Genomic DNA, 26,579 nt, shown 5'->3' with positions numbered 1-26,579 from the left:
AGCACCAGCAGCACCGCGACATACGCGGCGACGCCTTCCCATGCACCGCGTTGCCAGAACGTGCCGCCGACCGAGCCGAGCACGCTCGAGCCGAGGTAGTACGCGAGCAGATACAGCGATGCCGCGTGCCCTTTCGCCGAGCCGGCGAGATGTCCGACCCAGCCGCTCGCGACCGCGTGCGCGACGAAGAAGCCGATCGTGACGAGCACGATCCCGGCGACGATCGCGACGAGCGAATGCGGCAGCGTCAGCGCCACGCCGGCCGCGAATACCGCGATGCCGCCGATCAGGATCGGCGCGCGTCCGACGCGATCGGCGAGCGCGCCCGCGCTCGACGAAGACACCATCCCGAACAGGTACGCGGCGAAGATCAGTCCGCATGCGGTCGGGCTGAGGTTGAACGGCGCGGCCGTCAATCGGAACCCCGCATAGTTGTATATCGTCACGAACGCGCCCATCACGAGGAAGCCGATCGAAAAAACGTACGGCAGCCGCGCGTGACGCAACTGGTCGTTCCACAACCGGAGATGGCGGCGCAGCGTCAGATCGGTCCGTTTGACGAAACGCCGCGATCGCGGCAGCAGCACGACGAACGCGATTGCCGCGACGAGATCGACGACGCCGATCGTCAGCATCGCCGTGCGCCACGAGAAATATTCTTCGAGCACGCTCATGCCGATTCGTCCGATCATGCCGCCGAACGCGGTGCCGCCGACATAGAGTCCCATCGAGAAGCCCAGCCCGGCGGACGCGATTTCTTCGGCGAGGTAGGCCATCGCGACCGCCGGCACGCCGCCCAGCGCGAAGCCTTCCAGCGCACGGCAAAGCAGCAGCAGCGTCCAGTTCGGCGAAAGCGCGGCGAGCACGTTGAACAGCGCGGCGAGCGTCATCGACGCGAACATCAGCCCGTGCCGTCCGGTCCGCTCGGACAGCGCGCCGGCGCACAGGATCGCGATCGCGAGCATGCCGGTCGACAGCGACAGGGACAGCGAACTCGACGCCGCGCCGACGCCGAATTCGCGCGCGAACGCGGGAAGCAGCGGCTGCACGCAGTACAGCAGCGAGAACGTCGAGAACCCCGCGAGGAACAATGCGAACGCGATCCGTCTGTATGCGGCCGAGCCCGGCGATACGCCGGCCGGCAGCGCGTCGGGTGCGGCGGGCTGCGGCGCGCGCGCCGCGGATGACGAAACGGAAGGTGAGGACATGGGCGCACTCGATGTGCAACGGGATACCGGGAGTTTTGCGCACGGCAACGCATATGTCCAATATATGAAAGCGACCGAAGTGATATGTTTCGGCACTGGCTCGTCCGTCGATCGGACTCATCGCGAGGTCGTATAGAGAATGGAACTTCGGCATCTACGATACTTTCTGGCGGTGGCCGCCACCGCGAACTTCACGAAGGCGGCCGACACGCTCGGCATCGGGCAGCCGCCGTTGAGCCAGCAGATCAAGGCGCTCGAGAGCGAGCTGGGCGTCGAGCTGTTCAGGCGGACCGCGCGCGGCGCGGAGCTGACGTTCGCAGGAGAAGTGTTTGCCGAGGAGGCGCGGCGCGTGCTCGACGACGCCGAGCGCGCGGCGCGCGCGGCCAAACGGGCCGCGCGTGGAGAGACCGGACACTTGCGAGTCGGATTCACCGGCACGGCGGCTTTCAATTCGAAGGTGTCGGACCTGCTTCGGCGCTTTCGCGAAGCGTTTCCCGATGCGGAACTGACGTTGCAGGAAGCGACTTCCGGCGTGCTGCTGGCCGCGCTGGACGCCGGGCATCTCGACGTCGCGATCGTCCGGCCCGAACGCCGTATCGCCGCGACGTTGCAGGTTTCCGACTGGGACGACGAGCCGATGTTCGTCGCGCTGCCCGTCGCGCATCGATTGGCGCGGCGGCGTCGCATCGCGTTGACGGAGCTGGCCGACGAAGCGTTCGTGCAGGTGCCGCGCGCGGCCGGCGGCACGCTGTTCGACGACATCGTCGCCGCGTGCAATGCCGCCGGATTCGAGCCGAGGATGGCGCAGCCGGCGCCGCAGGTCGCGTCGGCGGTGACGCTCGTCGCGGCCGGGCTCGGCGTGTCGATCGTGCCGAGCGCGATCACGCAGGTGCACGTGGCCGGCGTCGTCTATCGTCCGGTCGCGGATCGCAGCCTGCGCGCAAGGCTCGCGATCGCATCGCGACGCGACGATCCTTCGGCCGTCGTGCGGAATTTTCTTCGGCTCGCGTAGCGGATGCGCGATTGGGTTGGGCGGATCGTGGATTGCGGATCGCGGGTGGCGCGCCGCGCCGCGCGTAGCCGGTCAACCGACGCGAGACGATTCGATATCGAGCTCGCGCGCGATCGCGTCGAGTTCCTTTCCGACCTGGTCTTTCAGTATCTCGACGAACCGCTTCACTTTGGCGTCCACGAACTGCCGGGAAGAATGGACCGCATACACGTTGCGCGAATGCGTGTGATATTCCGGCAACACGCGTACGAGCGTGCCGTCGCGCAGATCGTCGATCGCGCTGAAGCCTGCAATGAGACCGATGCCGGCGCCGTCGCGCAATGCGACGGCCATCGATTCCATGTCGTTCACGCAAAGGTGCGGCCCGATAGGGCGGAAAGTCACGCTGTCTGCCGCGCTCGTCAGGTGCCACTCGTCCGGTGCATAGTCGACCGTCGTCAGCAATATGCAAGCATGCTCGGCAAGCGCTTCCGCGTCCGCCGGTGCCGGATGCTGCTCGAGATACGCGGGCGATGCCGCGAGCACGCAATGGCTGCTGCCGATTTTCTGACTGACGTATGCCGAATCGGGCAACGTGCGCGAAATGACGATCGACACGTCGAGCTGATCTTCGAGCAAGTTCGGCATGCGTTGCTGGAGCAGCAGATCGACCGCTACCTGCGGGAACTGCTTGCGGTACGCGAGCACGGCTCGCGTCACGAGATGGCGGCCGAGGCCCGGCACGCAATGGACACGCAGCGTGCCACGCGGCTCGAAGAGCGTCTCGCGCGCCTCGGCTTCCGCGTGTTCGAGATCCGCGAGGATCGCGGCGCAACGCTCGTAAAAGCGGCGTCCCGCATCGGTCACCGTCAGGCGCCGCGTGGTCCGATGCAGCAGCCGCGTATTGAGCGCTTCTTCGAGCGCCGAGACAGCTCGCGAAACATTGCCGACGGTCGAGTCGAGATGATTCGCGACCGCGGTGAAGCTGCCCATCTCCACGACCTTCGCAAACACCGACATGTTCTGGAACTTGTCCATCAGGGCATCCCGATAGTTTCCGATTAGCTGTGCGCCGCGGCGCTTCGGATCCCTTCCAATTCGCGTCGTCGGTCTGGTCGATCTTCGCGCGACGCGTCCGGTCGAGCGGCACGGCTCGTTGCCGTTGCAGCCGCCCGTGCGGCAAGCGCTTCCGCGGCGTCGCAAGTCGGCATGATGAAACCGGCGCGTCGTTTTCGCAAGCGGGACCGCCCGCCATATTGCAGTGGCCCGGAAGATTGTTTTCCGGCCGCCCCCCTAAATTGGCGCGGGGCGCCGTCCTACACTGCGTCCGTACCCGATGCCGAGCCGCTTGGCCGCTCGATATCCGGTTGCGGTTCGATACCAACGTGTTGGATGGAACTCCCATGAAAACGTCATACGATCCTCTCTATCTTTTCATCGGCGGCGAATGGCTTGGAGCCGACGGCCGCGATACCGCGCCGGTCGTCAATCCGGCCACGCAGCGGGAACTGGGCCGCCTGCCGCTCGCCAATGCGGCCGATCTCGACCGCGCGCTCGAAGTCGCGCAGCGGGCGTTCGTCGTCTGGAGCCGCACGGTGCCGGCCGAGCGGGCGCGCGTTCTGAAGCGCGCGGCCGAGCTCATGCGCGAGCGCGCCGCGCACATCTCGGCGCTGCTGACCCAGGAAGAAGGCAAGCCGCTTGCCGAAAGCCACGACGAGGTGCTGCGGGCCGCCGACTACTTCGAATGGTTCGCCGAAGAGGCGCGCCGGATCGACGGGCGCGTTGTGCCGTCGAACCGCCCCGGCGTGCAGCAGCTCGTGAAGCGTCAGGCTATCGGTCCGGTCGCTGCGTTCACGCCGTGGAATTTCCCCGCGATCACGCCGGCCCGCAAGCTGTCCGCCGCGCTCGCGGCCGGTTGCAGCGTCGTTATCAAGCCCGGCGAGGAAAGCCCGGCGACGGCTCTGGCGCTTGCGCGTGCACTCGACGATGCCGGCTTGCCGAAAGGCGTGCTGCAAGTCGTGTTCGGCGTACCGGACGACGTGTCCAGACAGCTGATCGCTTCACCGATCATTCGGAAGGTCACGTTCACCGGGTCGGTGCCGATCGGGCGCCTGCTGTCCGCGCGCGCAGCCGAAGGCGTCAAGCCGATCACGCTGGAGCTGGGCGGACACGGGCCGGTGCTCGTATTCGACGACGCCGACGTGCGCAAGGCCGCCGTCGAAGGCGCCGCCAACCGCTTTCGCGGCACCGGGCAGATCTGCATCTCGTCGACGCGCTTTCTGATCCAGCGCGGCGTCTATGACGAGTTCGTCGGCCACTTCGTGAACGCGACGCGCGCGTTGAAGGTCGGCGACGGAATGGAGCCCGGCACGCAGGTCGGCCCGCTCGCGAACGCGCGGCAGTTGGCGAAGATGGAAGCGCTCGTCGCCGATGCCGTCGAGCGCGGGGCGCGCGTGCTCGCGGGCGGCAAACGCATGCCGGGCGCCGGCTTTTTCTTCGAGCCGACCGTGCTCGCGGATGTGCCGATGACTGCGCGCGTGATGCATGAAGAGCCGTTTGGTCCGATCGCCGTCGTGATGCCGTTCGATACGCTTGCCGACGGCCTGGCCGAAGCAAACCGGCTTCCTTACGGGCTGTCCGCTTATGCGTTCACGACCGATGCACGCACCGCGATCGACGTGGCCGACGGGCTCGAAGCCGGCATGATCGGCATCAACCAATACCGCATCGTCGCAACGGAACTGCCGTTCGGCGGCATCAAGGAGAGCGGGCACGGATCCGAAGGCGGCCGGGAAGGCATCGAGTTCTATCTGACGAACAAGTTCATCAGCCAGGCCTGAGCCCACGCTTGAGTCAGCCAGCAGGAGAGAAAAATGCAAGCCATTACATTCGACGAGTTTGGCGGTGCGGACGTGCTGCACCTTGCCGAGGTGCCGGCGCCGACGGTCCGGCCAACCGACCTTTTGGTGCGCGTGCACGCGGCCGGCGTCAATCGCGCGGACATCAAGCATCGGCAGGGCGGATACGGTCGCCCGGACTTCGGCGATTCCACGATCATGGGCCTCGAGATCGCGGGGGAAGTCATCGAAACCGGCAGCGAGACGACCGGCTTCAGCGTGGGCGATCGCGTCATGGGTGTGGTCGGCGGCGGCGCGTACGCCGAGATCGCACGTATCGACTACCGCATGGCGATGCCGATTCCGCCGGCGCTCGACTACGTGCACGCTGCGGCGATACCCGAGGTATTCGTGACCGCGCATGAAGCGATGCTCCATCTCGGCCGTCTGGCGCGGGGCGAATCCGTGCTGATCCATGCGGCCGCGGGCGGCGTGGGCTCGGCCGCCGTGCAGCTCGCGAACGCGACGGGCGCGACCGTTTTCGCGACGACCGATGCGAGCAAGCGCGAATCGGTCGAGCGACTCGGCGCGCATATCGTCATCGACTACAAGACGCAGGATTTTTCGGAGATCGTTGCGAGAGAAACGAACGGGCGCGGCGTCGATGTCGTCGTCGATTTCGTCGGCGAACCGTATTTTGCGCGCAATATCGCGTCGCTCGCCGACGGCGGCCGGCTGGTCCAGGTCGGTATTCTCGGCGGCGGCGGCAGCGTTGCCGTCGAGCTCGAGCAGATCCTGTATCGCTACCTGCAGATCTTCGGCACGGTGATGAAGTCGCGCCCGCAAGCGGAAAAGCACGCGATGGTGCGGCGTTTCCGGGAGCGCTGGCTCGACCGGTTCGACGCGGCCCGCATCGAGCCGGTCGTGGACAGCACGTTCCCGCTCGCGCGCGCCGCCGACGCGCACCGGCGGATGGAATCGTCACGTAACGTCGGGAAGATCATCTTGACGATGTAGCGATGCATCGGCTTCGGGATGACGGGGACGGACCGGAACGCCGAGGCTCGATGCGCCCGCATCGCGGCCGCGGCGTCGGTGCGCGGTCCGACGCATACACGCCGCGCGCTCGATTTTCGCGCGTCAGTCCGACGGCATCGAGCCTGTGCGCGAAAGGACGTAGTCCAGACGGCTCGTTTCCCGATTGCCGAGGCTCAATTCGCGCAGCTCGGACAGCGCGGCCGGCGGAATCGCGTGCAGCGACGTTTTCCGCGCGACCAGCGTGGCATCGTCGGTGCCGCCCAGCAGACCCTTCGGATCGTCGAGTTCGCGAATCGTGTATTGCTCGTGCAGATACTGCGGCGTCCAGAGCGGAACGACGACCCATCGACGGTCGTTGACCGCCTGTTCGAACGCTCGGACGCAATCGTCGAGCGTGCCGTTCTCGAAGTGATAGCCTGCATCCGCCAGACCGTACTGCGCAACGACTTCGCGTGAAAACCGGCTGATGCCGGCGCCGGGATTGATGCCCTGGATCCGCTTGACCATCCGCGACGCGACATCGGGGCGTTTCAGATCGGGGATCGCGCGCACCGCACTCTCGGGCACGTAATCCGGCACGCCCCACAACGTGTATGGTCGATAAAGGACGGTGATCTTCTCGACGTCGTGCTCGAACGGCGCGAGATAAACGCTGTGGCTGCTCGGCAGCCACGCGCTGCCGAGCATGTCGGCTTTTCCGTCGCGCAGAATCCGGAAGGCTTCTTCGTGCGGCGCGAAGATCTCGTCGACGGTTACGCCGTGCTCGTTCAGTATTCGCCGCACGACGCCGGATGCCGCACGATGAAACGACAGGTCGATGGTAACCAGCGTGAGTCTGGATTGCGTCGGGGTGAGACCGGACATGGCATTCTCCTGGGTAGACGATCGAGATCAGCGCGATGCGATGGAAAGCGCGATACCTGCGACGATGAGCGCGACGCTCGTCGCGAGTCCGGCGGTGAGATGCTCGTGAAGAAAGAGCACCGATGTGATGAGCCCGACGACGGGAACGCCGAGCATCGCCGTCGCCATGCTCGTGCTCGACATGCGCGTGTTCGCCGCGTTGACCGCGCAAAAGCAAAACGCCGTCGCTATCGGGCCGATGTAGAACAGCGCCGACGCCAGCGCAACGCTGCCGTCACCGGTGTAGGGCCCTTCCACGACTGCGGCGAGTGCGACGAGCGGTACCGCAGCGACGAGCATTTGCCACGGTGCGAGCGCATAGGCGCTCGACACGCTACGGAAATGCCGCAGGTGAAGGATGCAGACGGCCCAGCACAGGGAGGCCGTGAGCAGCATGATGTTCGCGAGCACGGCCTGTCGGTCGTGCCAGTCGACGTCGAGCGGATTGAACAGCAGCAGCACGCCGGCCACACCGAGCGCCGTGCCGAATGCGGCGCGCGCAGACAGGCGTTCGCGAAACGCGAGGACCGACACGGGCGCGACCCAGATCGGCGTCGTATAGGCGAGCACCGCCGATCGACCGGCGCCCACGCGATGCAGCGCGATTGCGCTCAACGCGGTGAACGCGAGCATCTGAAGAAGCCCGACGCTGGCCAGAAACGGAAGATCGCCGCGCTGTGGCACACGGAGTGTGCCGGTCACCGCCTGCACGACGAACAGGCAGAGCGCCCCGGATGCGAACCGCATCGCGGACAGCCAGATCGGCGTGATGTGTGCGAGGCCGAGCTTCATCGCGGGCCAGTTGGCCCCCCACAAGAAGATGGCTACGCCTAATAGCAGTGCACCGCCATATGTCGACGACGGCGCTGCCGCAGCGCGGCGTTGCGTGTCCATACGAACCAGCTCGGACATGATGACGCTCCTCGAAGTGATGCAGCCTGCCGCGGCGGCAAGCCTGTATCGAACGATCAGATAAAGGTGAATATCTGCTCGCGCGGCAGGCGCGATTTGGGCAGATCCGCGTTGAAGTCCTGGTCGCTGCGGAACCCGAGCGACACGAGTACGACGCTCGTGAGGCCCCGCTCGCGCAGCCCGAGGCTTGCGTCGAGCGCGCGGCTGTCGAACCCTTCCATCGGGGTGGCGTCGACGCCGAGGACGGCGGCGCCCAGCAGCAGCCCGCCCAGTGCGAGATAGACCTGTTTTTCCATCCATTGGGCCGTATCGCGCAGTTCGTACTTGTGCATATCGACGTACGAGCGTCGGCTCTTGTTCTGGGCGGCGCGCATGTCGGCGGTCTTGAACCGGCCGTCGGCAGACTCGCGCTCCAGGATGGCCTGCAAGTGTTCGTCGTCCATGTCGATGCGCATGCACATCGCGATCACGTGCGACGCATTGACGACCTTGGGTTCGTTGTATGCATAGGTGCCGGTCGTGGCGGCAGCGATCCGTGCCCGTCCTTCCGACGTCGCCGCGACGACGAAGTGCCACGGCTGGGAATTCACCGAGGACGGCGACTGGTGGAGCAGGGCGAGCAACGTTTCGACCTGCGTTTGCGGCAGCGCTTTGCCGCTCTCGAAAGCCTTCACGGTATGACGAGCATGGATGGCGTCGGCGAGGTTCATTCTGGAAACTCCGGTTGTCGGTGATGATGGATAGCGAGCGGGATCAACGTGTCGGCGCCGGGCCTGCGTCGATCCGCACACGGAACAGTGCATACGGCTTCTGGCGCTCGTCCTTGCCGCCGTGGAATACCGGCTGGCGATGCAGCTGGTTCGCAGTGAAGTACAGGTAGCCGTCGGTGCCTACCGACAGCGTGTCCGGCCACAGCAGGCGCGGATCGTGCAGAATGGTCCGCCATTCGCCGCCCGGTTGAAGCCGGCGAATCGAGTCGTGTTCGTAATCGCCCGCATAGATGTTCCCGTTCGCGTCGCTGGCGAGGCCGTCGGACGCTCCCTTCTCGCCGAGATCCTTCACGGCGGCTGCGAGTTGCGCGTCGCTGATCGACGGGTCGCGCAGCATCGCGGTCGGAACGGAGTACAGATGGCGACTCGACAGCGGGCAGTAGTAGAGCGTTTCACCGTCGGCGGACAGCGCGATGCCGTCCGAGGCCACCGAGAACGGCTTGCTCGTACCGTTCGCGTTGCGGATTTTCAGCGTCTCGCCTTCGACGACCGGCACGAATGTCGGGTCCGCGGACGTCGACACATGGCCGGTGAGGCGACGCATCGCTTTTCCGCTGTCGAGGTCCAGGACGATCAGGCCGCCGACGCCCGACAGCGACGAGTCGGTCACGTAAGCGACGCCGGCCTTTCCGACGCGAAAGTCGAAGCGGACGTCGTTCACATAGGTCTGCGCGCGCATCACGTTGGCCGGAAACGCGATCGTCTTGACGACACGGTTCGTGTCGAGATCGATCGCGACGAGCTTGGCGCCGCCGGCGATCGGCTCCGAGAAATTGGGCGCTGCGGTGTCGAGCACCCACAGCCGGCCGTGACCGTCCGCAACGACGCTCTGCACACTCAGGAAGTGCGTGGCCGGGTGCGACGCATCGGCACGGTTGATCTCGGCGTTCGGATAGGCGACGACGCGGCCGTCGCGCAATTCGCCGACCGTGAACGGCACGGCGTCGCCCCAGCGAGGGAAGTTCACGAAGATTCGGCCGCCCTCGGTTACCGTCACGCCGGTGGGCATCGGGCCGGAAAACGTTGCGACCGTGTCCATGACGCCGACGGTGCGCTCGGTCGCCTGTCCGACCGGTTGCGTTTCATGAGCCGACGGTTGCGCGACGGCCGGGTTGACGAGCAGGCCGAACGCCAGTCCCGCGGCGAGCGCGGTTGCGTTGCGGCGGATGGACGGGAATCTCGCGATGTGTCGATACGGGAAGTGCATGGTTGTTCTCCGGTCTGATTCGGCGTTTTTGGAATGGCGTTGCGGTACGTGGCGGTCCGCGTCAAAACCCTTCGAGGACGATCTTTCCGCGGGACCGCCCGCTCTCGATGAGTGCGTGAGCGCGACGCAGATTGGCGGCGTTGATGGTTCCGAAGTGTTCGGCCATGGTCGTGCGCAACACGCGTTCGTCGATCAGCGTCGAGACCCGGTCGAGGATTTCGTGCTGCCTGATCATGTCGGCGGTTTCGAAAAGGGAGCGTGTGAACATGAGCTCCCAATGAAGCGAGATCGACTTTCGCTTCAGCGGCATGGCGTCCAGCGTGTCCGGATCGTCGATGACGGCAAGCCGCCCCTGCGGCGCCAGCGCCTCGACGAGCTGCGCGTAATGGACGTCCGTCTGCGTGAGGCTCGCGACGTAGCGCACCTGCGGTACACCGATACCGCGCAGCCCTTCGAGCAGCGGCTCGTGATGGTCGATGACGTCGTGTGCGCCCAGCGCTTGCGCCCATGCGCGCGTTTCCGGGCGAGAGGCCGTTCCGATCACGCGAAGCTTCGTCAGTCGACGCGCCAGTTGCGTGAGCATCGAGCCGACGCCGCCGGCCGCGCCGACGATCAGCAATGCGTCGCCGGAGCCGCCGCCCTCGGCAATGCCGAGGCGGTCGAAGAGCAGTTCCCACGCAGTCAGCGACGTGAGCGGCAATGCTGCCGCTTGCGCGCTGGAAAGCGTGGCGGGCCGGCGGCCTGCGATGCGCTCGTCGACGAGAACATATTCCGCGTAGGCGCCGGGCCGGGCGATCGAGCCGGCGAAGAAAACCTTGTCGCCGGGCGCGAACATGGAAACGTCGCTGCCGATCGCTTCGACGGTGCCCGCGGCGTCCCATCCGAGGATCCGTGGCTGCTCGGTCGGCGAGCCCATGCGAACCTTCGTATCGACCGGGTTGACGGCGATCGCGTCGACCTTCACCAGCAAGTCGCGGCGGGCGGCCTCTGGCTTCGATACGTCGGCGTCGAGCAGAGATTGCGGATGGTCCGCGGGCAAACCGTGCTGGGTATAGACAACTGCTTTCATGGATGAAACTCCGAATCGTGTTTGAGCAGTACCGGCCGCCTGTTGACGGCCGGCCGCGGCAGGTGAGTGGAATACTGCTCGACGGCGTCTATGGGAAAAACGCGCTACATTAGGCAGGACTTTCACTCCAGGAATGAAAATGGTGCGGCTAGAGGACCTTCAACTGTTCGTGAGAACCGCGGCGCTCGGCAGCTTCTCGAGTGCGGCGAGGGAGGCCGATCTGTTGCCGGGGCAGGTGAGTGCCGCCATCCAAAGGCTGGAGCGGGAGCTGGATGCCCGTCTATTTGCGCGCTCTACGCGCAGCCTCAAGCTCACCGCTGAAGGCGAGCAGTACCTTCCGTATGCGGAGGAGGTGCTGTCGACGATTCACGAGGGCCGCGAGCGACTGCATGGAGACAAGCACGCGCTTCAAGGTACGTTGCGAATCGCTGCACCGTCGGATATCGGCCGAAACGGCTTGCTGTCGTGGCTGGGCGCGTTCCGCGACGCGCATCCGAAGCTCGTGCTGAAGCTTTCGTTGTCCGACCACGTGACCGACGTGTTCCGCGATCCCGTAGACGTGGCGATCCGCTACGGCGCGCCGGAGGCCGCGAGCTACGTTGCGCTGCCACTCGCGGAAAACAACCGGCGAGTGCTCGTCGCGTCGCCCGAATACGTGAAGCGGCACGGCGCGCCTGCGTCGCTCGACGAGCTCGTGCTGCACGACTGTTTGCCGTACGTGCTGGCCGGACGTGTGTACGACCGCTGGTCGTTCCCGGCCGGCGGCGTGAGGCGCCAGGTCACGGTGAAGGGCATGCTGCTGTGCGACGATGCCGAGATTGCGAGGCGCTGGGCCGTCGAAGGGCGCGGCATCGCATACAAGTCATGGCTCGACGTCCATGACGATGTCCGGGCAGGCCGGCTGACCGTATTGCTGCCGGAACAGCGAGGCGAGGCGGCTCCGCTGAGCCTCGTATGTCCGCATCGTCGTCAGTTCTCGCCCGCAGTCAGATATCTGCATGCGCATCTGCGGGAGCGGGTCGCACCGATGATTGCCGCGATGCGCGACTACGTCGGCGAGGCGGCGTAGTACATCGTTTCTCGCCGTGCAGGCTCTGCCGCGCAGAGACGAATGCCGAAGGTCGTGCAACAGGCCGTCGTCGGCTTCCGATCCGATGCGGAACGGCATCCGGCTCGAGGTCTCGTGAAGTTCCGGTGCCGGCACCTTGATCGCAATTTCGTCGAATTGACGGCTGGCCGAAAGGCCGTCCGGATCGTCGTCCGGCGGCCGGTCGAACCGTAGCCCGAAACATCGGGAAACCGTTTCTGCGATGGACGGAAAATGCGTTGCCGGCGGCCGGTGAACGGTTGTCCGGCGCGCCGTGAGTCGGCGCAATGCAACGTGGACGGCGGCGTTCGCGACCGCATCACGATTGAAGCGATGCGCGGCACACGTCCGCTCCGGGCTTCGCCTTGACCGCCGCCCGCGACACGAGCAGGCTGCCCGTGGCCAGCGCAAGAAACGCCAGCGAACTGCCGATCGAGCCTGTCAGGCCGAATGCGGGATAGACCCATCCCGCGACGGCGGAGCCGACGCCGATCCCGCAAAAGACGAAAGATGCCGTCAGAGCCAACGCGATGCCTCGCCATTGCGGTACGAGTTCGACGATGCGCCGTTGCTGCGACGGCCACAGCAGGTCGGTTGCGAACGCCCAGACCAGGAGCGCGACAAAGAGCAGGCGCAGGCTGGGAGGCGTGAAGCGGAGAAACGCCAGATCGAGTGCAAGCAATGCGAGGCCGGCGAACAGCATCGCTTCAGCGCTATAGCGTCGCGCGGCGCGCGTCACGAACAGGTTGCCGGCGATGCCCGCGACGCCCAACACCACCAATGCGGTCGATACCGTATCGGCGCCTGCGTGGAAGACGTCGCGAATGATCGGTGCGATGAAAGCATATGTGGAGTAGACGCCGGCCGCGATGAAGAAGACGACCAGAAATGCACTGAGCGTATCGGTGCGTGTCAGCAGAGATGCCATCGTCGCGAATTCGATGTTCTCGCCTTCGCTCGTGTCCGGTATTGTGCGGACGATGAGCGCGGCGGTCGCCGCGCCGGCGAGCCCAATGACGAGAAAGAGGGCTCGCGCGCCCCACGCGTGCGCTATCCATGCAGACAATGGCATGCCGACCAGGCCGGCGACGCTCAAGCCGAGCAGCACGACGGCGATCGCGCTGCCTTGTTGATCGCGTTCAACGAGGCTCGAGCCCAACGCGCCAAGCACCGGGCCGATGAAGCCGGCGCCGAGTCCCATCAGCACGCGGGACAGCAGCAGCACCGGATAGTTCGGCGCGGCCGCCAGCAGGAGCGCCGCTGCGCTGAACAGCGTCAGTCCGAGCAGCACCTGCCGACGACGCCGCAGGTGTCCGAAGCCGACCTGCAGTAGCGGGGCGGCGAACGCGAACGTGACGCCGAATACGGTAACGAGATAGACGCTTTGCGAATCCGCAAGTCCCCACTGACGCGATATCGAATCGAGGCTGCCGACGACGGAGAGCGCACCCGTCGCTTGTACGAAGTATGCGAGGCTCAGTATCCGAAGCGCGCGTGCGATGGGCGCGGAGAAGGGCGTAGTCATGAATGGGTCCTTTCGAGGCTAGACGACCATACGGTCTGCAAATAAGGCGGACACGCACGGATCGACCGCTCAACCGCCGAGCGCGCGGAGAATCAGCTCGGCCGCGACATGGAATGCGCCGGCCGCGCAGATCAACAGTCCGAGCGTTCGACGTAGAGGAACTGGCATATGTGTTCAAGCTGCCGGCAGCAATGTGTAATTGACGGCCTTGGTGACATCGGCCTGCGGATTCGAGATCGCGTTTTCCATCACGCCGACGATCTTTCCGCCGCTCACGAGTGCAGGCACATCGTGGCTCGGCAGCAGAAACCGGCTCGTCGCGAGCGCGCGCTTGATCGCGCGCTTCTCGTCGAGCGTCGACATCGCACGGTTTGCGGTAATCGTGGGCTCGTGCGCGGCCTGATCGAGGATCGGGTCGATCAGTTGGTCGTTCAGGTTGTATGCGATGTCGCCGCTGATGTTGGCGATGCCTTCATCGGTTTCGACGAGCACCGACAGCGAACCGGGCGTGTGACCGCCTGAAAGGCGGACTGCGACGCCTGGAATGACCTCTTCCTCGAACGTGCCGTCGACGTCGAAAAGACGGATTGCGCCGCGAGTGTGCAGGCGGTCGATCAGATGCTTCGTATCGGCCGCGGTGTACATCAGCGGACCCATGATCCCTGATGCTGCGAATTCGAGCTCGCGGCGCGAGATGCCGACGGTGGTCGTCATCGGGAACTGGTCGGTCATGCCGACGTGATCGATATGCGCGTGCGTATGCACGATGTGGCGGATATCGCTCATCTTCAGCCCGTGCTGTGCAAGGTGATGCTCGATCGTCATCTCTGGCGTGACTTCGTACGGCAGCCCGAACGCCGTGTACTGCTCGACGTTGCGCGAGCCCGTATCGACGAGCACGGGATGCGTACCGCCGGTGATCAGAAAGCCGAGCACAGGGATCGTTACCTGCGTGCCGGGATCACGAAACAACACCAGACCGCTCGAATCGAGCGACATGTTGCCGAAATTGATGGGATGGATCTTCAGGGCCATGGCTGCTCTCCGCTTGGATGGGTAATTTACTGAACTGATTGGTTCAGTATGGGCAAGCGGAGGCTGGAGGGCTAATTAAAAAAACCAATCGGTTCAAAATTTTGGGACTATCGAGGCGAGAGGGCGAGCTACCGCGGTGCGTTAGAGAATACGCAGCGCTTGCATGAACGAACCGACGGCGTCGCTTTCGGTCAATTCGGGCAAATTGCGTTCGATGCAATAGCCGGCAAAGAACACCGCGACGATCGTTGCGATGGTCGCGGCGGGCAATCGGTGGGGCTCCGCTTCGATGTTTTCGACGATCTGCGGCATCAGCCGATGGTGATATGCGCCGACGACTTCCCGCACGCGCTCGGACAGCGACGGGAATTCGCGGATCGAATTGACGGAGAAACAGCCTATGCAGCCGTCATCCTGCGGGTCACCGAGGCGGAGAAAGCGCTCGATGTTGCCGTAGCCCTTCGGTTCCGCAGTGAGGATCTGCAGCGCGCCGCGATTCTCGTAATAGTAGAGAAGGGTCTGCAGGAACAGGTCTTCCTTGTCCTCGAACTCCGAATAGAGCCCGGACTTGTTGACGCCGGTTGCCTGTTCGAGCTGCTGGAGCGACGTTCCGGCAAAGCCGTATTTCCAAAAGACCGGGAGCGTCTTCTGCAGCACGCCCTCGCGGCTGAATTTTTTGGGTCTACCCATTGTCCGGATATTCCAGCGTGAACATACGCGCATTCTAAACCGAACGGTTTGAAACCGGGCAAGGCTCGACCTTGGCGCTCTTCCTCACGCCTTTTAGCCGGTGCAGGTTCGAGGACGCCGCCGTCGCTTGGCGTCGGCGCTGCGCATCGGCTACGCCCGCGCCGCGCGGACAGGTAATGTGTGACGAGGGGTCTCGAAACGGAAGATTCTGGACCTTCTAGCTCGCTGCCGATCGAAGCAATGCCTCGGAAAAGGCTGCCTTGATTGCGTCGATCAACGGTCGGGCTCGGAACCTTAAGTCTACATAACGTGAATAACGGCCGCGGAGATGCCATTTTCTGTGTTGCGTTTTCTGGCGTCTCGACGGCGGATCAAATCCCGCAGCCGGGATTCGCGCAACAGAAGCCAGTCGTCAAGCAACGCAACAATTGACGTCGAATCGAATAGCGCAGCCGACGGCCGGCACGCCACTTTCCTCAACGGCCGCCCGATCCAACAGTTCACGATCCAACAGTTCATTCAGCTTGCGCATACGGACTGCATCGCGCGGGGAAGATTGCTACTCGCGCGCCGGGCCCGCGTACGCAAGCGAGTCGACGAATGAAGCGGCCACCGTCTCCTGGATCCAGTCGATCAGTCCATATTTCCCATACTCGTTCGCCACACTGCGCCGAACGTGCCCCGAATCAAACCGATATTCGCGACCGAAGCATATAATGCGCATTTCTATCGTTCGCTGATAATCGAGCCATCCAAGCGTTATTTCTCTTTCAAAATTAATTATGAAAGATCGTTAAATGTGCACGACAGCTACAATACCGGCTGCTACGATCGAGTCAAGCGTCGGCGTCCGGTTTTTTCCTGCGGCTCGCTTTAGGAACAAGCCATAAAGTTCACGATGCCCAGAAAGGGAACGGCGATGGCCATAGCTGTTCCCTTTCGCGTCCGCCTTGCGCGGAAAACTCAAACAATATTGAGAGAAAAATGGTAGTCAAACCACCTGCGCTCGGGGAACTCAAATTTCGCGAGATGTACGACGCGATTCATCGCGGTTTGCTTCAGCGCAACCGCCTGCTGAAGCTCGACACGCCGCTGGGCCAGAACGCACTGATTCCGCTGCGTGCGCGTGGCACGGCCCGAATCGGCCGTGACTATAACTGGACACTCGACGTCGCGTCACTGCGTGACGACACCGCGCTGCTGTCGTTGATGCACCAGCCAGTCACGTTGTGGATTCAGCAGGCCACTGCCCCGCTTGCCGATTCGATCTATCGTCCAATCCACGGCTTCGTGCATCGGGTCGGGTACCTGGGCGGTGACGGCGGGCTCTCAACCTACCAGCTCGAATTTTCGTCGGCGCTGGTGTTCCTGGGCGGCACGCGTAACGACGAGGGGTGGCTCGAGCAGACGGCGCAGGACATCGTGTCCGACCTCCTCAATCGCTACCCGCAGCTGCAGGGCAGATTCCGCTTCAACCTGAACCGTGAGCCGACGGTGCGGTCGTGGTGCCGGCAGAGCGAAACCGATCTGCATTTCTTTCACCGCCTGCTCGAAGACGAAGGCTGGTATTGCTACTGGATGCACGAGCCGGTCCGGGACGGCGAGACACCCAAGACCACGCTGGTGATTGTCGACCAGGTCGCGGCGCTGCCGGATGCGAAGCCGGTCGACTTCGCGCGCGGCGCCGGCAACGGCGAGGCCGTCGACGGCTTCACTCACTGGGCGGCGATGCAGACGATGCAAAGTCTGCGGTACGAGTCGAGCTCGTTCGATTACAAGCGCCCGAAGTCGCGCTTTCAAGCAGATAGCGCACTCGTGGCGACAAGCTACATGCTCGATGATGGTCGTCGCCAGGCGCAACATCCCATTCCGACCGTGCCAATGACGGTCTACGAGCCGACCGCTTACGGCTATCCCGATTCCGACAGTGGCGCGGCCCGCGCGCGCCGACGCGTGCAGGGCTGGGACGCACGCGCCCGGCGCTACTTTGGGGGCGGCGGTCTGCGCTGGCTTGATGCGGGATCGCGCTTCGTGTTGAACGACCACCCACGCCATCCGGAACGTGACGACGCCGACAGGACGTTCCTGGTGGTCGAGGCGCGCTGGTTCATCGAGAACAACGTTCCGATCGGGCAACCTCTGACCGAATTCCCGCTCAGCTTGCGTGCGACGCTGGCCCAGCAGCAGGCGGTACACGGCGCGCGCTTCGCAACACCGAGCCACGCCGAGGACGGGACGGCGGGCTTCTTCATGCTCGAGGTCGAAGCGCAGGACGCACGCGTTGAGTATCGCAGTCCGCTTGAGCATCCGAAGCCGGCGATGTCGATCGAGCACGCGATCGTCGTTACGCAAGAGGGCATCGAAGCTTGGTCGAACGAGCACAATCAGGTGCGCGTCCATTTCGCATGGGACCGGAAAAATCCGGACGGCGCGTTCAGTTCGTCACCGCTGCTGTCGTCGATGCAAGCGGATACCGGCAACGGTTACGGCGCTGTGCATGTGCCGCGCGCAGGCGAATGGGTGCTCGTCGGCTACTGGGGCAATGATTGTGACAAGCCGTTTATTCTTGGCCGTGTCAGCGGCGGCACGACGCCGGCGCCGTGGCATACAAACGTGCTGCTGTCGGGGTTCCGGTCGCGCGGCTTCGGCAACACTGGCGCGTACAACGCGTTCGTACATGACGACGCGACACATCAAGGCGGCACACGGCTCATCAGCTACACGGGCAAGAGCTATGCGGCGCTTGCCCAGGGTTATTTGATTCAGCAGGACGGCAACACGCGCGGTCGGTACCTCGGCCAGGGCTTCGTGCTGCATGCGGACGAATACGGCGCCGTCCGCGCAAGCAAAGGCCTGTCGATCAGCACGCACCCGAAAGCGTACGACGACGAGCAGCTCAGTATCGACGAGGCGCGGGCGCAGCTGCAGAAGGCCGGAATGCTCGTAGAATCGCTATCGAGCGCGAGCACGACCGCACAAGCCGAATCGCTGCAGGCGGCCCAGGACGCGCTGAAGGACCTGACAACGGCGACGCAGCATGCGGTCTCGGGGCAAACCTCGGGAGGAGTGACCGCCGGCGGCGGCATGGGCAGCGCCAACGGGTTTGCGAAGCCGGCGATCGTGATTGCGACGCCGGCCGACTTTGCCGCCGTGGCGGATCGCTCGGCGCACGTGGTCGCGGAAGGCGAAGTGAACATGATAAGCGGCGGGAACACGCACCTGGCGAGCGGCAAATCGCTGATTGCGGCCGCGGCGGAAAAGATTAGCTTGTTCGTGCAGAAAGCCGGTATGAAGCTGTTCGCCGCGAAGGGGCCGATCGAGGTGTCGGCGCACACCGACGAAATCAAGCTGAACTCGGCCAAGGATACGTCGCTGTTCAGCAAGAAGCGGATCGTGCTCGAGGCAACCGACGAACTGATCCTGAAATGTGGCGGCTCGTACCTGCGCCTGACGAAGGAAGGCATCGAGGACGGCACGCGCGGTGCGCGCACCATCAAGTCGGCGTCGTTCAGTCGGCAGGGGCCGAGTTCGGTCGCCGAGTACATGAACAGCTTGCCGAGCGCGAAGTTCAACGACCCGTACGTGCTGCGCGATCGCATTACCGGTGAAGTGCTGAAAAACCACCCGTACGAACTCATTCGCGGGGACGGCACGCGGTTGACCGGGGTGACTAATGAGCTGGGACACGTGGCCGAGCAGAAGAGCGAGGATATCGAAAAGCTGGCGGTGCGCGCGCTGCGTCCTTCGCCTACCGGTCCCGCGGTTTGAATCCGAAGAGCGATGCGCTAGCTTAAGAAACGACAATGACCGATAACACCAATCAAACCAGGGGCGCCTCGCCCTTCGACGACGCCGCCGAGCAAGAGATCGTCCGGCAAGTCGGGCGCACGGATAAGGACGGCGCCTCGGTCGGACACTTTACGCTGACGCCGGCGAGCGATACGCGGAGCAAAGAGTTGCTGTGCGACGTCCGGCCGATTATCCCGGTTATCTTCCTGCCGGGGGTGATGGGTTCGCCGCTCGTCAACGAGGAAAACGGCGATGACATATTTCTTCCGCCGAACACGGACGGACTGCTGGGGGCGGTCGGCGCACTGCCGACGCTGATCGGCATGTGGTTCAGGGGCGCCTCCTCGCGTGAGAAGCGTTTCGATCCGACGGCGGCCACTGTGACCCCGCTCGGCCCGATCCACGCCAGCAAGCATGTCGATGAGGCCGAAGCGCGTCGACGCGGCTGGGGCTCCGTCTATCGAACCAGCTATCAGCCCATGTTGGCGTGGTTGGAGGAGCACCTGAACGAACCGATGGAGATGGGCAAAACCAAGGGGCCATGGATCGAGGCGGACCCCGACGGCAAAAAGTGGGCGCTCAAGCCGGTGCTGGGAACCGAGCCGGCAGACTACGGCGCGACCGACGCCGGCGCTCAAGGTCGCGGGCAGCCGATCACTGAAGAGTCGGAGGCATTCAAACACTTCCTCAAGTACCGGTATCGCGTATATGCAATCGGCTACAACTGGTTGCAGTCGAACGCCCTCTCGGCAAAGGACGTGATCGAGGGTGTGGATTTCGAAGACAAGAAAACGGGCAAGAAGACGCGCTTGATGGGGATCAAGGAGATCATCGCGGAAAACGACAGCGGGAAGGCGATCATCCTCACCCACTCGATGGGCGGATTGGTCGCGCGCATGGCGATCGCGAAGCACGGCGCGGCGAATCTGATGCACGGCGTGTTTCACAACGTGCTGCCGGCGACGGGCGCGCCGATCGCAGCGAAGCGATTCCGCACCGGCGGCGGCAGCGAAGGTGGGCTGAATGGCTTCATCAACGGCGCGCTGCTCGGCAGCGATGCGGACGAGTTCGTGGCAGTCGCTGCGAACGCGCCTGGGCCGCTGGAATTGCTGCCGATGCCGGATTATCACAACGGTGAGCCGTGGTGGATCTTTGCGCGGCTCGATGGCACTCCGGTGATGAAACTCCCTAAGGAAGGAAGTGCTTATAAGGAAATTTACGCCAATTCAAAGTGGTATGGGTTGGTGCCTGATGAAGCGGTATCGCTACTTGATCCAGCCGGAATCGTCAAAAAGCGGCTGGACGATCTGGACCGCGGAGATACCGTCTTGAGTAATTTCCAGACGCTAATGGGAGACGTTGTTACGGCGAATCAAAATAGCATTAAAAATATATATCATAATAAAACATACGTCTGCTATGGAGACGGGGCTTTAAAGTCCCAGAAGTCGATTCCACCTAGCGAACATCACGGCAAACCCGCCGTCGAGAAAGGTGAGAAGCTCGATGATCTGTTGGCGTGGGGCACGGTGATCTGGAAAGGAAACATCCCGGCAGGTGTGACAGAAGAGGAGCTGCGGTCGGCGCGGCTCATGCATGATTCTCACAACGGGACACTGCGCGTGCATCTGGACTCCCGCAACGTCACAATTGAATTCGAGGTGCAGAAGGTGGCGAAGCTGCCACCGGGCTACGACGCGCCCAATCCTGAAAGGAACGGTATTGTGCCGGGAGACGGCACGGTGCCGGTCTGGTCGGCGGAAGCGCCGGCGCGAGGCGTGGAGGGTGCCGCGGCACCGGGCGTTCAAATGGTGTTTGACCAAGGAGGCTATGTGCATCAGGAAAGCTACAACCACCCGTGGGCACGCTGGGCGTTGCTTTATAGCATCGTTCAGCTCGCGCAGGATGCGGCGGAGCCGAAATGCTGATACGAATCGGTCGACTCCTGGTTTTAGTGGCAGGCGTATGCGCCTGCTCGATAACGTTTTCCGGTGAATCAACCATGACGAATCCCTTGTTGTCCAAGCCGCGCCCGTGGTGCATCGGTCGCTTCGTGTTCGATCGTCCCATGGCAAGCGAAATCACGAATCAACGATACACGTTTCGAGGAGAGAATCTCAAAACGCAAAATAATGCATCAATTGCCACATATCAAGCAAAGGTGAATGACCTTGGCAAAACTCTAAAAGCAAATAGGCGGATTGATCCGAGCGACAACAATAAGCCGACGAACCATGCGTGGTTGGAAGGCGAAGTATCGCCAAGCGCAAGCTCGAAAGCGTTCGTCTATCAGAAATCCCATACAGATGGAATCAGGTTATCATTTAAGTCCGAAGGGTTCGTTTTCGATGGTGACAAATTATTCCATACGACCGGATCATTTGGCCCTGATGCATTGAGCAAATTTGAAGGGTTTTATACTGACTTCTACCGACGCATCAAGGCACGCGACAACTGGTCGGTGCCGACCGAATCGGGATTTTGCTTCGATGGCGGAATCGTTACGGGTTCTTCGACCTACCCTGAAGAAGTCAGCCAGTCATTTGCGCTGATGCCGGGGCGGCCAGCACTGCTGGTCATTCAAATGAGAAAGTCGACGAGCGACGATCAAGGGCACCCACTGACCAAGACGCTTCCTGAACTGCGAGCGAAGATGGATCAGGTGTCGAGTGGTAGCTATCGCATTTTGCGCCAAGGCAAACGCACGGTCGCCGGAATGGACGCTGAGGAAGTGCTGTTCGCGCTGAAGGAAGGCGACATCACGTCCTACCGCTTCTACCTGCTTGCGCCGGGCGATCCGAGCACGTTGGCGAAGCCGCATACCGCCATCCAACTACTGCTCGGCGCGAGCAGCCCCGATTTGAAGCCTGAGGAAGCGACGTCGCCGGTTGACGAAGCCGGCGCGCTGCAGACGTGGGACGCGCTGCTCAACAGCTTGCGCTTGCGGCCGGGTGCAGTCTGAACGGGGCCGCCATGCGACGCTACGACATCGTGAAGGGTGACACGACGACCGTCGGCGGTATCGTCCAAGGCGGCGATGGCACCGATCTGATCGGCGGTCGCGAACAGGCCTACGAGCAGGATCCGGTGTGGTGCCCTGTCTGCAAGACGTTGGGTAAAATCGAGTGCACCGGCCCGCGGATCTCCACCACCGGGCCGGACGGACGAGAAGCAGCGTTGAGCGATGATCTGTGCGTGTGTCAGTGCCCGACACCGCCTCGCCTGGTTGCCTCGCAATCGGTCTCGTATATCGACGTTTGATCCCGCATCTTGACGAAACACATCCACCCCGCGACGTAGACGACCGCACGCGTCATACGTCATGTCCGGTGATCGCCCGGACGAGCGCCCGGATCCCGAGATGCGCGAAACCGGCCACGCCGGCGGCCACCATCACGCCGAAGATCATGATCAGCCGCCAACGGATGGCCCAGTTCCTGAGCCGTATAAGCGGTTCAATGTAAGGCCAGCACATGTTGATCCTCGCATGCGCCGACCGCATGCTGGCGCTCTCAACGCGTGAGAACGAGACTCGAGTCGAGGTGTGGGCGAAGTGGTGGGACGAGTTTCGGCGCCGGTTGAACCGCATCCACGATTTCCACTACGTGGCGGTGCTCGAGCGACAGCAGCGGGGCGCATGGCATATCCATGTGGCGGTGAGCGGCCGGCAAAACTGGAAGCTGCCGCGGTCAATCTTCATCGAAATGGGACGCCGTTGTATCGTGGTTCAAATCGAAATTTGACGGGATTTCGGAGTGGTTTCGCGGGCTCGGTACTCGTTTTACCGAAGTCGGCGGGAATCTGGTTGATGGTCTGGTACGCGGGATCACTGGTGCATTCTCTTCGGTCAAAGCCGCGATCACGTCTCTGGGAGACTCAGCAATCGGCTGGTTTAAAGAAAAGCTCGGCATTCATAGCCCGAGCCGCGTTTTCGACATGCTCGGCGGATTTATTGGACAGGGCGCCGTGCAGGGTATTGAAGGCGAACGCGCGAGCGTGGCCGGAGCGGCCGGGCGGCTTGCCGGTGCGGCAGCCATGGCATTCGGCGCGCTAACCGGCGCCGCCGTGGCGTCGCCCGTGTCGACGCGCCCATTGATCGATACGCGTCCGCCATTGACCGCCGCGAGCGCGGCACCGGCGACCATCGTTGATAGTGGAACGCGGAACTACCACATCACGATCAGGGTAGAGAACGGTGCGACCGTGACCGAGTTCGAAGCGGCGGTGCGCCGCGTAATCGAGCAAGTCGAGCGTGAGGATCGGCGTCGCGTGAATTCACGTCTTTCGGATTGAGGTCGCAATGCTACTGTCACTTGGACAATTCGTTTTCAGCACGCTATCGGCACCATTCAGCGAAATGCAGCGTCGTCGGTCATGGAAGTACGCGAGCAATTCGCGCGTCGGAGCGCGCAATGCGCGGCAGTACACCGGGGAGGGCGACGACACCTTCACGTTGCAGGGCATGATCGCAACCGGGGTGCTCGGTTCTCCGATTTCTATGGATTTGCTCGCCGAGATGGCCAGCACGGGTGACGCATATGTGCTCGTAGACGGCCGCGGCGTCGTGTATGGTGCTTATGAAATTGACGAACTGAACGAAACGCATTCGTACTTCACGATCCTCGGCGTGCCGCAGAAAATCGAGTTCACGCTGACGATTACGCGCGTGGACGATCGCGCGCTCGCGGCGTCGGTTGACGGTGGCTCGGCGACGAGCGAGCCGACCAATGGCTCGCTCGACAAGGCATCGCCCGGCGCGACGCCGCCGTACGTCAAGCCGAAGAAACCGAAAGCGAAGAAGGGATAGAGCGATGGCGGATTTTGTTGAATCGGTCAAACTCCAGACGCGGCGACTCGTCCCGCAGGCCGATTACCGCATCACACTGGACGGTCGCGACCTGTCGCGCACGATCGCCCCGTATCTGGTCTACCTGACATTGAGTGAATCACGTGAGGATGAGGCGGATTCCCTGAATCTCGTGTTGGACGACTCGCGTGGCGATTTGGCGATGCCGAAGCGCGGCGCTGAACTGAAACTGTCGATCGGTTGGGTCGGCGAACCGCTGGTCGACAAGGGAACGTTCAAGATCGATGAATTCGAGTTCCACGGCGCACCGGATCAAATGACGATCAGCGCACGTTCGGCGTCGATGACCGACGCAATGCGTGAGCGGCGTGACAAAAGCTGGCACGGGCAAACGATCGGGGAAATCGTCAAGGCGATCGCGGCCCGGCACAAGCTCACGCCCGCGCTTGGCGATGCGCTTGCCAAAAGCCGGATCGCCCATATCGATCAGACGAGCGAAAGCGACATGTCGTTTTTGACTCGGCTCGCGAAACGCTACGACGCGGTGATGACCGTCAAGGATGGGCGACTGCTGTTTATGCCGATCGGTACAGGCGCGAGCGCGAGCGGCAAACCGCTTCCGACGCTGGAAATCCGGAAATCGAAGGGCGATTCGTACCGTTATCATGTCTCGCAGCGCGAAAGCTACACGTCTGTGCGTGCGCGCTGGCATACGGCGAAGAAGGGGAAGCGGGAATCCGTCATCGTCGGTGGCGAGGACAACCGCAGCACGAAGCTATTGCCGGAAATCTACGGATCGAAGGCCGATGCGATGGCAGCCGCACAGGCCGAATACGCGCGAACGCAGCGCGGGCAGGCAACGTTCGACATGGAGCTCGCGCTCGGCCGTCCCGACGTGTATCCCGAAATGGCAGTGACGGCGAAGGGCTTCAAGCCCGAGATCGATGCAGTAGCGTGGCTCGTGAAGCGCGTCGTGTCGCGTGTCGACGCGGGTGGGGGCTTCACTACATCGCTCGAAATGGAGATGAAAAACGATCCGGCGACGAGCCGCCATCGAACGCATTTCAGGAAGGGAGGGAAGTAGGGGGGACGCTCCGGTTCGCAACTTGGCGCGCCGGAGCGAAGGGGTTACGCGGGTTCAGCTGCAAACATCGTTGCGACTCCCGGAGTTCGCGTATGCGAGAGGCGAACTCCGTTGAGAATTCGCGACGATGGTTTGTCAGATCCAGTTTCGAATTCGCGCATCAACTTTAATACTTCCGGGCCGACAGTCTTTGTCGTGCCGTTCGGAACAGCCGCAATCATGGATGCCGTACCGATCATGAGAACGTTGGCACCGGATTCAAATGAACCGTCGCCCTCGCCAATCATGAGAACGCCGGTTAGCTTCCCTGATTTTTTGTCGACGCTAGCCATGATCGCCAGATGGTCATTCAGGCGCGTTTGAGCTGTATCGAGATTGCCTTTGCCAGGTTCAATTTTCAGGTTTGCCCGGAATGGAAGATCGAGTTCACGCATGACTTTGTTGAACCGGTCCTGATATTCCTTGGGCGTAAAGTCTAGCGTCGCCTCGATTTTCTCGGGCTCTGAATTGGCGGGCGAGTCGATAGCGGCTGGCGCGGACGCGGTTGCAACGGTCATCGCCGACGCGGCAACAGACGCCGATGCGGTGGCGCCCGGTTCGGCTTTCTTCGCCGATGCGTCTTGATGCGGCGCCGGTAAAAACACCATCAGGAAAATGGAGGCGGCAATAAAACCGCCCCCTGCGCCGCCAAAATTGCGGACTACCTTCCCGTGTCCGCGCTTAGCCCACTGGCTTGCGGCGAAGCGCCACACTCCGCCCCAGATCGAAACCGCTGTGAGAATAAGCAGAAACTCTTTCATTGGCCCACCATGCATTTGTTATTGAAAGGAAACCGCATGGTAATGACCGGCCAGCGCAGCGTCACCCCCAATAAATCAAGATAGCGCGTCAACGAATCGGGCTGCCGGGCGGCGAAGGTGGAAAGTCCTCTTTCGGATTCGGGAACAGCGGGCCGGATCGCCACTCACGCACGCGCTCGACGGCAATCGCGCGCCATCGGCGCAGCACGTCGAGGAACGTTCCGGTCGCCTTGGCGTGCCGCACCTTGTCGGCGACGTTCCAACCCCGCACGTAGTATTCGAACGCTTGCCGACGGGACAGGAAATGCGGCGCATGCACTGACACCCAGGCGAGCGCCTCTTGTTCGTCGGTCACAACGTCCACGAGCGCCGAATCGGCCGGAAGCGTGCGCGCGTCGGGGTCGGTCGGGTCGCGACAAACGGTCGCACGCCAGATCCGCAGAACTTCGATGCGATGCCAAGGTATGGGTGATCGGCCCCTGATCCAGTTTCGGACGCTGCGCGCGCAGCATCGCAAGACTTCGGCGATTTTGGAGATCGCCAGTCCGTCGGTAAGGGCCAGAAATTCAGCTAGACTGCCGTGGCGAGGATCGGGGCACGGGGCGGCAGCATCCATGGTGTCCGGACTCTAAACAATTTGTAAGGAATCGCGGTTATTGTTGGCGGGCTATTATGTTTTTCGTACCTGTCGAAACTACCCGTTCTTTTAGCAATCAAACTTTACATAATGCCAATGAGCAAATTTTATGTTTGTAGTGGCTAGATAGTAATGTCCGCTTTTAGCTACATAGAAATGTCCGCTTTTGTGCCGCGTAAGCTATCCGACC

Annotated in this window: 23 protein-coding genes and 1 pseudogene; 12 read left to right on the top strand and 12 right to left on the bottom strand. The window is 62.9% G+C overall.

From position 1 onward, the window contains the following. Window positions 1–1,208 (bottom strand): MFS transporter (locus BUB20358_RS24815; protein ID WP_174905132.1); only part of this gene is annotated, 1,208 nt, incomplete at its 3' end. Window positions 1,209–1,347: 139 nt separating this feature from the next. On the opposite strand from BUB20358_RS24815, the gene BUB20358_RS24810 reads away from it, so the two are divergent. Further along, a complete protein-coding gene (locus BUB20358_RS24810) occupies window positions 1,348–2,220 on the top strand; it encodes a LysR family transcriptional regulator (RefSeq protein WP_006405760.1) in 873 nt (290 codons plus the stop codon). 72 nt (window positions 2,221–2,292) lie between these two features. Here BUB20358_RS24810 and BUB20358_RS24805 read toward each other — a convergent pair whose 3' ends face one another. Further along, on the bottom strand, window positions 2,293–3,237 hold the full coding sequence (locus tag BUB20358_RS24805; protein ID WP_006405759.1) for a LysR family transcriptional regulator: 945 nt from the start codon (window positions 3,235–3,237) through the stop codon (window positions 2,293–2,295). Between the two features lie 365 nt (window positions 3,238–3,602). Between BUB20358_RS24805 and BUB20358_RS24800 the strand changes: the two genes are divergently transcribed. Both BUB20358_RS24800 and BUB20358_RS24795 read left to right on the top strand, forming a co-directional pair. Further along, window positions 3,603–5,039 (top strand): NAD-dependent succinate-semialdehyde dehydrogenase, encoded by a 1,437-nt coding sequence (locus tag BUB20358_RS24800; RefSeq protein ID WP_035975622.1) that lies wholly within the window; start codon window positions 3,603–3,605, stop codon window positions 5,037–5,039. 33 nt (window positions 5,040–5,072) lie between these two features. After that, window positions 5,073–6,053, top strand: a complete 981-nt coding sequence (locus tag BUB20358_RS24795) for an NAD(P)H-quinone oxidoreductase (protein ID WP_006767215.1) — start codon at window positions 5,073–5,075, stop codon at window positions 6,051–6,053. Between the two features lie 123 nt (window positions 6,054–6,176). Here the strand turns inward: BUB20358_RS24795 and BUB20358_RS24790 are convergent, their stop codons facing one another. From BUB20358_RS24790 to BUB20358_RS24770, 5 genes are all read right to left on the bottom strand, one after another. Continuing rightward, entirely contained in the window at window positions 6,177–6,938 is a 762-nt protein-coding gene (locus tag BUB20358_RS24790) for a glycine betaine ABC transporter substrate-binding protein (RefSeq protein WP_006767216.1), read from the bottom strand. 27 nt (window positions 6,939–6,965) lie between these two features. Further along, window positions 6,966–7,889, bottom strand: a complete 924-nt coding sequence (locus BUB20358_RS24785) for a DMT family transporter (RefSeq protein ID WP_035975624.1) — start codon at window positions 7,887–7,889, stop codon at window positions 6,966–6,968. A gap of 56 nt (window positions 7,890–7,945) precedes the next feature. Further along, window positions 7,946–8,599 (bottom strand): oxygen-insensitive NAD(P)H nitroreductase, encoded by a 654-nt coding sequence (nfsB, locus tag BUB20358_RS24780; RefSeq protein WP_035975626.1) that lies wholly within the window; start codon window positions 8,597–8,599, stop codon window positions 7,946–7,948. Window positions 8,600–8,642: 43 nt separating this feature from the next. Further along, window positions 8,643–9,866 (bottom strand): L-dopachrome tautomerase-related protein, encoded by a 1,224-nt coding sequence (locus BUB20358_RS24775; RefSeq protein WP_006767218.1) that lies wholly within the window; start codon window positions 9,864–9,866, stop codon window positions 8,643–8,645. Between the two features lie 61 nt (window positions 9,867–9,927). Further along, on the bottom strand, window positions 9,928–10,935 hold the full coding sequence (locus BUB20358_RS24770; protein ID WP_035975627.1) for a zinc-binding alcohol dehydrogenase family protein: 1,008 nt from the start codon (window positions 10,933–10,935) through the stop codon (window positions 9,928–9,930). Between the two features lie 139 nt (window positions 10,936–11,074). On the opposite strand from BUB20358_RS24770, the gene BUB20358_RS24765 reads away from it, so the two are divergent. Next, on the top strand, window positions 11,075–12,004 hold the full coding sequence (locus tag BUB20358_RS24765) for a LysR family transcriptional regulator (RefSeq protein ID WP_035975628.1): 930 nt from the start codon (window positions 11,075–11,077) through the stop codon (window positions 12,002–12,004). Window positions 12,005–12,341: 337 nt separating this feature from the next. Here BUB20358_RS24765 and BUB20358_RS24760 read toward each other — a convergent pair whose 3' ends face one another. The 3 genes from BUB20358_RS24760 to BUB20358_RS24750 all read right to left on the bottom strand — a co-directional run bounded on the left by BUB20358_RS24760 (window position 12,342) and on the right by BUB20358_RS24750 (window position 15,239). Then, entirely contained in the window at window positions 12,342–13,547 is a 1,206-nt protein-coding gene (locus BUB20358_RS24760; RefSeq protein WP_035975629.1) for an MFS transporter, read from the bottom strand. A gap of 174 nt (window positions 13,548–13,721) precedes the next feature. Next, window positions 13,722–14,582 carry an N-acyl homoserine lactonase family protein gene (locus tag BUB20358_RS24755; RefSeq protein WP_006767221.1) on the bottom strand — a complete coding sequence of 287 codons (861 nt, stop codon included), beginning with the start codon at window positions 14,580–14,582 and terminating at the stop codon, window positions 13,722–13,724. A gap of 141 nt (window positions 14,583–14,723) precedes the next feature. Further along, the gene (locus tag BUB20358_RS24750; RefSeq protein ID WP_223297010.1) at window positions 14,724–15,239 is read right to left on the bottom strand and encodes a TetR/AcrR family transcriptional regulator; all 516 of its coding nucleotides are present in this window, start codon (window positions 15,237–15,239) and stop codon (window positions 14,724–14,726) included. A gap of 1,017 nt (window positions 15,240–16,256) precedes the next feature. Between BUB20358_RS24750 and BUB20358_RS24745 the strand changes: the two genes are divergently transcribed. The 8 genes and pseudogenes from BUB20358_RS24745 (at window position 16,257) to BUB20358_RS24710 (ending at window position 24,952) form a co-directional block, all read left to right on the top strand. After that, a complete protein-coding gene (locus tag BUB20358_RS24745) occupies window positions 16,257–19,040 on the top strand; it encodes a type VI secretion system Vgr family protein (protein ID WP_006767223.1) in 2,784 nt (927 codons plus the stop codon). A 35-nt stretch (window positions 19,041–19,075) separates the two neighbouring features. Next, on the top strand, window positions 19,076–20,989 hold the full coding sequence (locus tag BUB20358_RS24740; RefSeq protein ID WP_006767224.1) for an esterase/lipase family protein: 1,914 nt from the start codon (window positions 19,076–19,078) through the stop codon (window positions 20,987–20,989). Window positions 20,990–21,063: 74 nt separating this feature from the next. Then, window positions 21,064–22,023 (top strand): T6SS immunity protein Tli4 family protein, encoded by a 960-nt coding sequence (locus BUB20358_RS24735; RefSeq protein ID WP_158380463.1) that lies wholly within the window; start codon window positions 21,064–21,066, stop codon window positions 22,021–22,023. 11 nt (window positions 22,024–22,034) lie between these two features. Beyond that, entirely contained in the window at window positions 22,035–22,322 is a 288-nt protein-coding gene (locus BUB20358_RS24730) for a PAAR domain-containing protein (RefSeq protein ID WP_035975631.1), read from the top strand. 230 nt (window positions 22,323–22,552) lie between these two features. Beyond that, window positions 22,553–22,768: pseudogene (locus BUB20358_RS24725) on the top strand (rolling circle replication-associated protein); the annotation flags it as partial. Between the two features lie 229 nt (window positions 22,769–22,997). Further along, window positions 22,998–23,354: a hypothetical protein gene (locus BUB20358_RS24720; protein ID WP_035975633.1), complete on the top strand. Its 357-nt coding sequence runs from the start codon at window positions 22,998–23,000 to the stop codon at window positions 23,352–23,354. 7 nt (window positions 23,355–23,361) lie between these two features. Next, a complete protein-coding gene (locus tag BUB20358_RS24715; protein WP_006767226.1) occupies window positions 23,362–23,868 on the top strand; it encodes a phage tail protein in 507 nt (168 codons plus the stop codon). Window positions 23,869–23,872: 4 nt separating this feature from the next. After that, window positions 23,873–24,952 carry a phage late control D family protein gene (locus tag BUB20358_RS24710; RefSeq protein ID WP_006767227.1) on the top strand — a complete coding sequence of 360 codons (1,080 nt, stop codon included), beginning with the start codon at window positions 23,873–23,875 and terminating at the stop codon, window positions 24,950–24,952. A gap of 44 nt (window positions 24,953–24,996) precedes the next feature. On the opposite strand, the gene BUB20358_RS24705 is transcribed toward BUB20358_RS24710, so the two are convergent. Together BUB20358_RS24705 and BUB20358_RS24700 are read right to left on the bottom strand one after the other, a co-directional pair. Further along, window positions 24,997–25,752, bottom strand: a complete 756-nt coding sequence (locus BUB20358_RS24705; protein WP_123806780.1) for a hypothetical protein — start codon at window positions 25,750–25,752, stop codon at window positions 24,997–24,999. A gap of 88 nt (window positions 25,753–25,840) precedes the next feature. Beyond that, window positions 25,841–26,368 carry a hypothetical protein gene (locus BUB20358_RS24700; RefSeq protein ID WP_045552353.1) on the bottom strand — a complete coding sequence of 176 codons (528 nt, stop codon included), beginning with the start codon at window positions 26,366–26,368 and terminating at the stop codon, window positions 25,841–25,843. Between the last annotated feature and the right edge of the window lie 211 nt (window positions 26,369–26,579).

Origin of the sequence: Burkholderia dolosa (assembly GCF_902499135.1) — a bacterium.
Taxonomy (GTDB): domain Bacteria; phylum Pseudomonadota; class Gammaproteobacteria; order Burkholderiales; family Burkholderiaceae; genus Burkholderia; species Burkholderia dolosa.
This window is presented reverse-complemented; position numbering and strand designations above follow the sequence as displayed.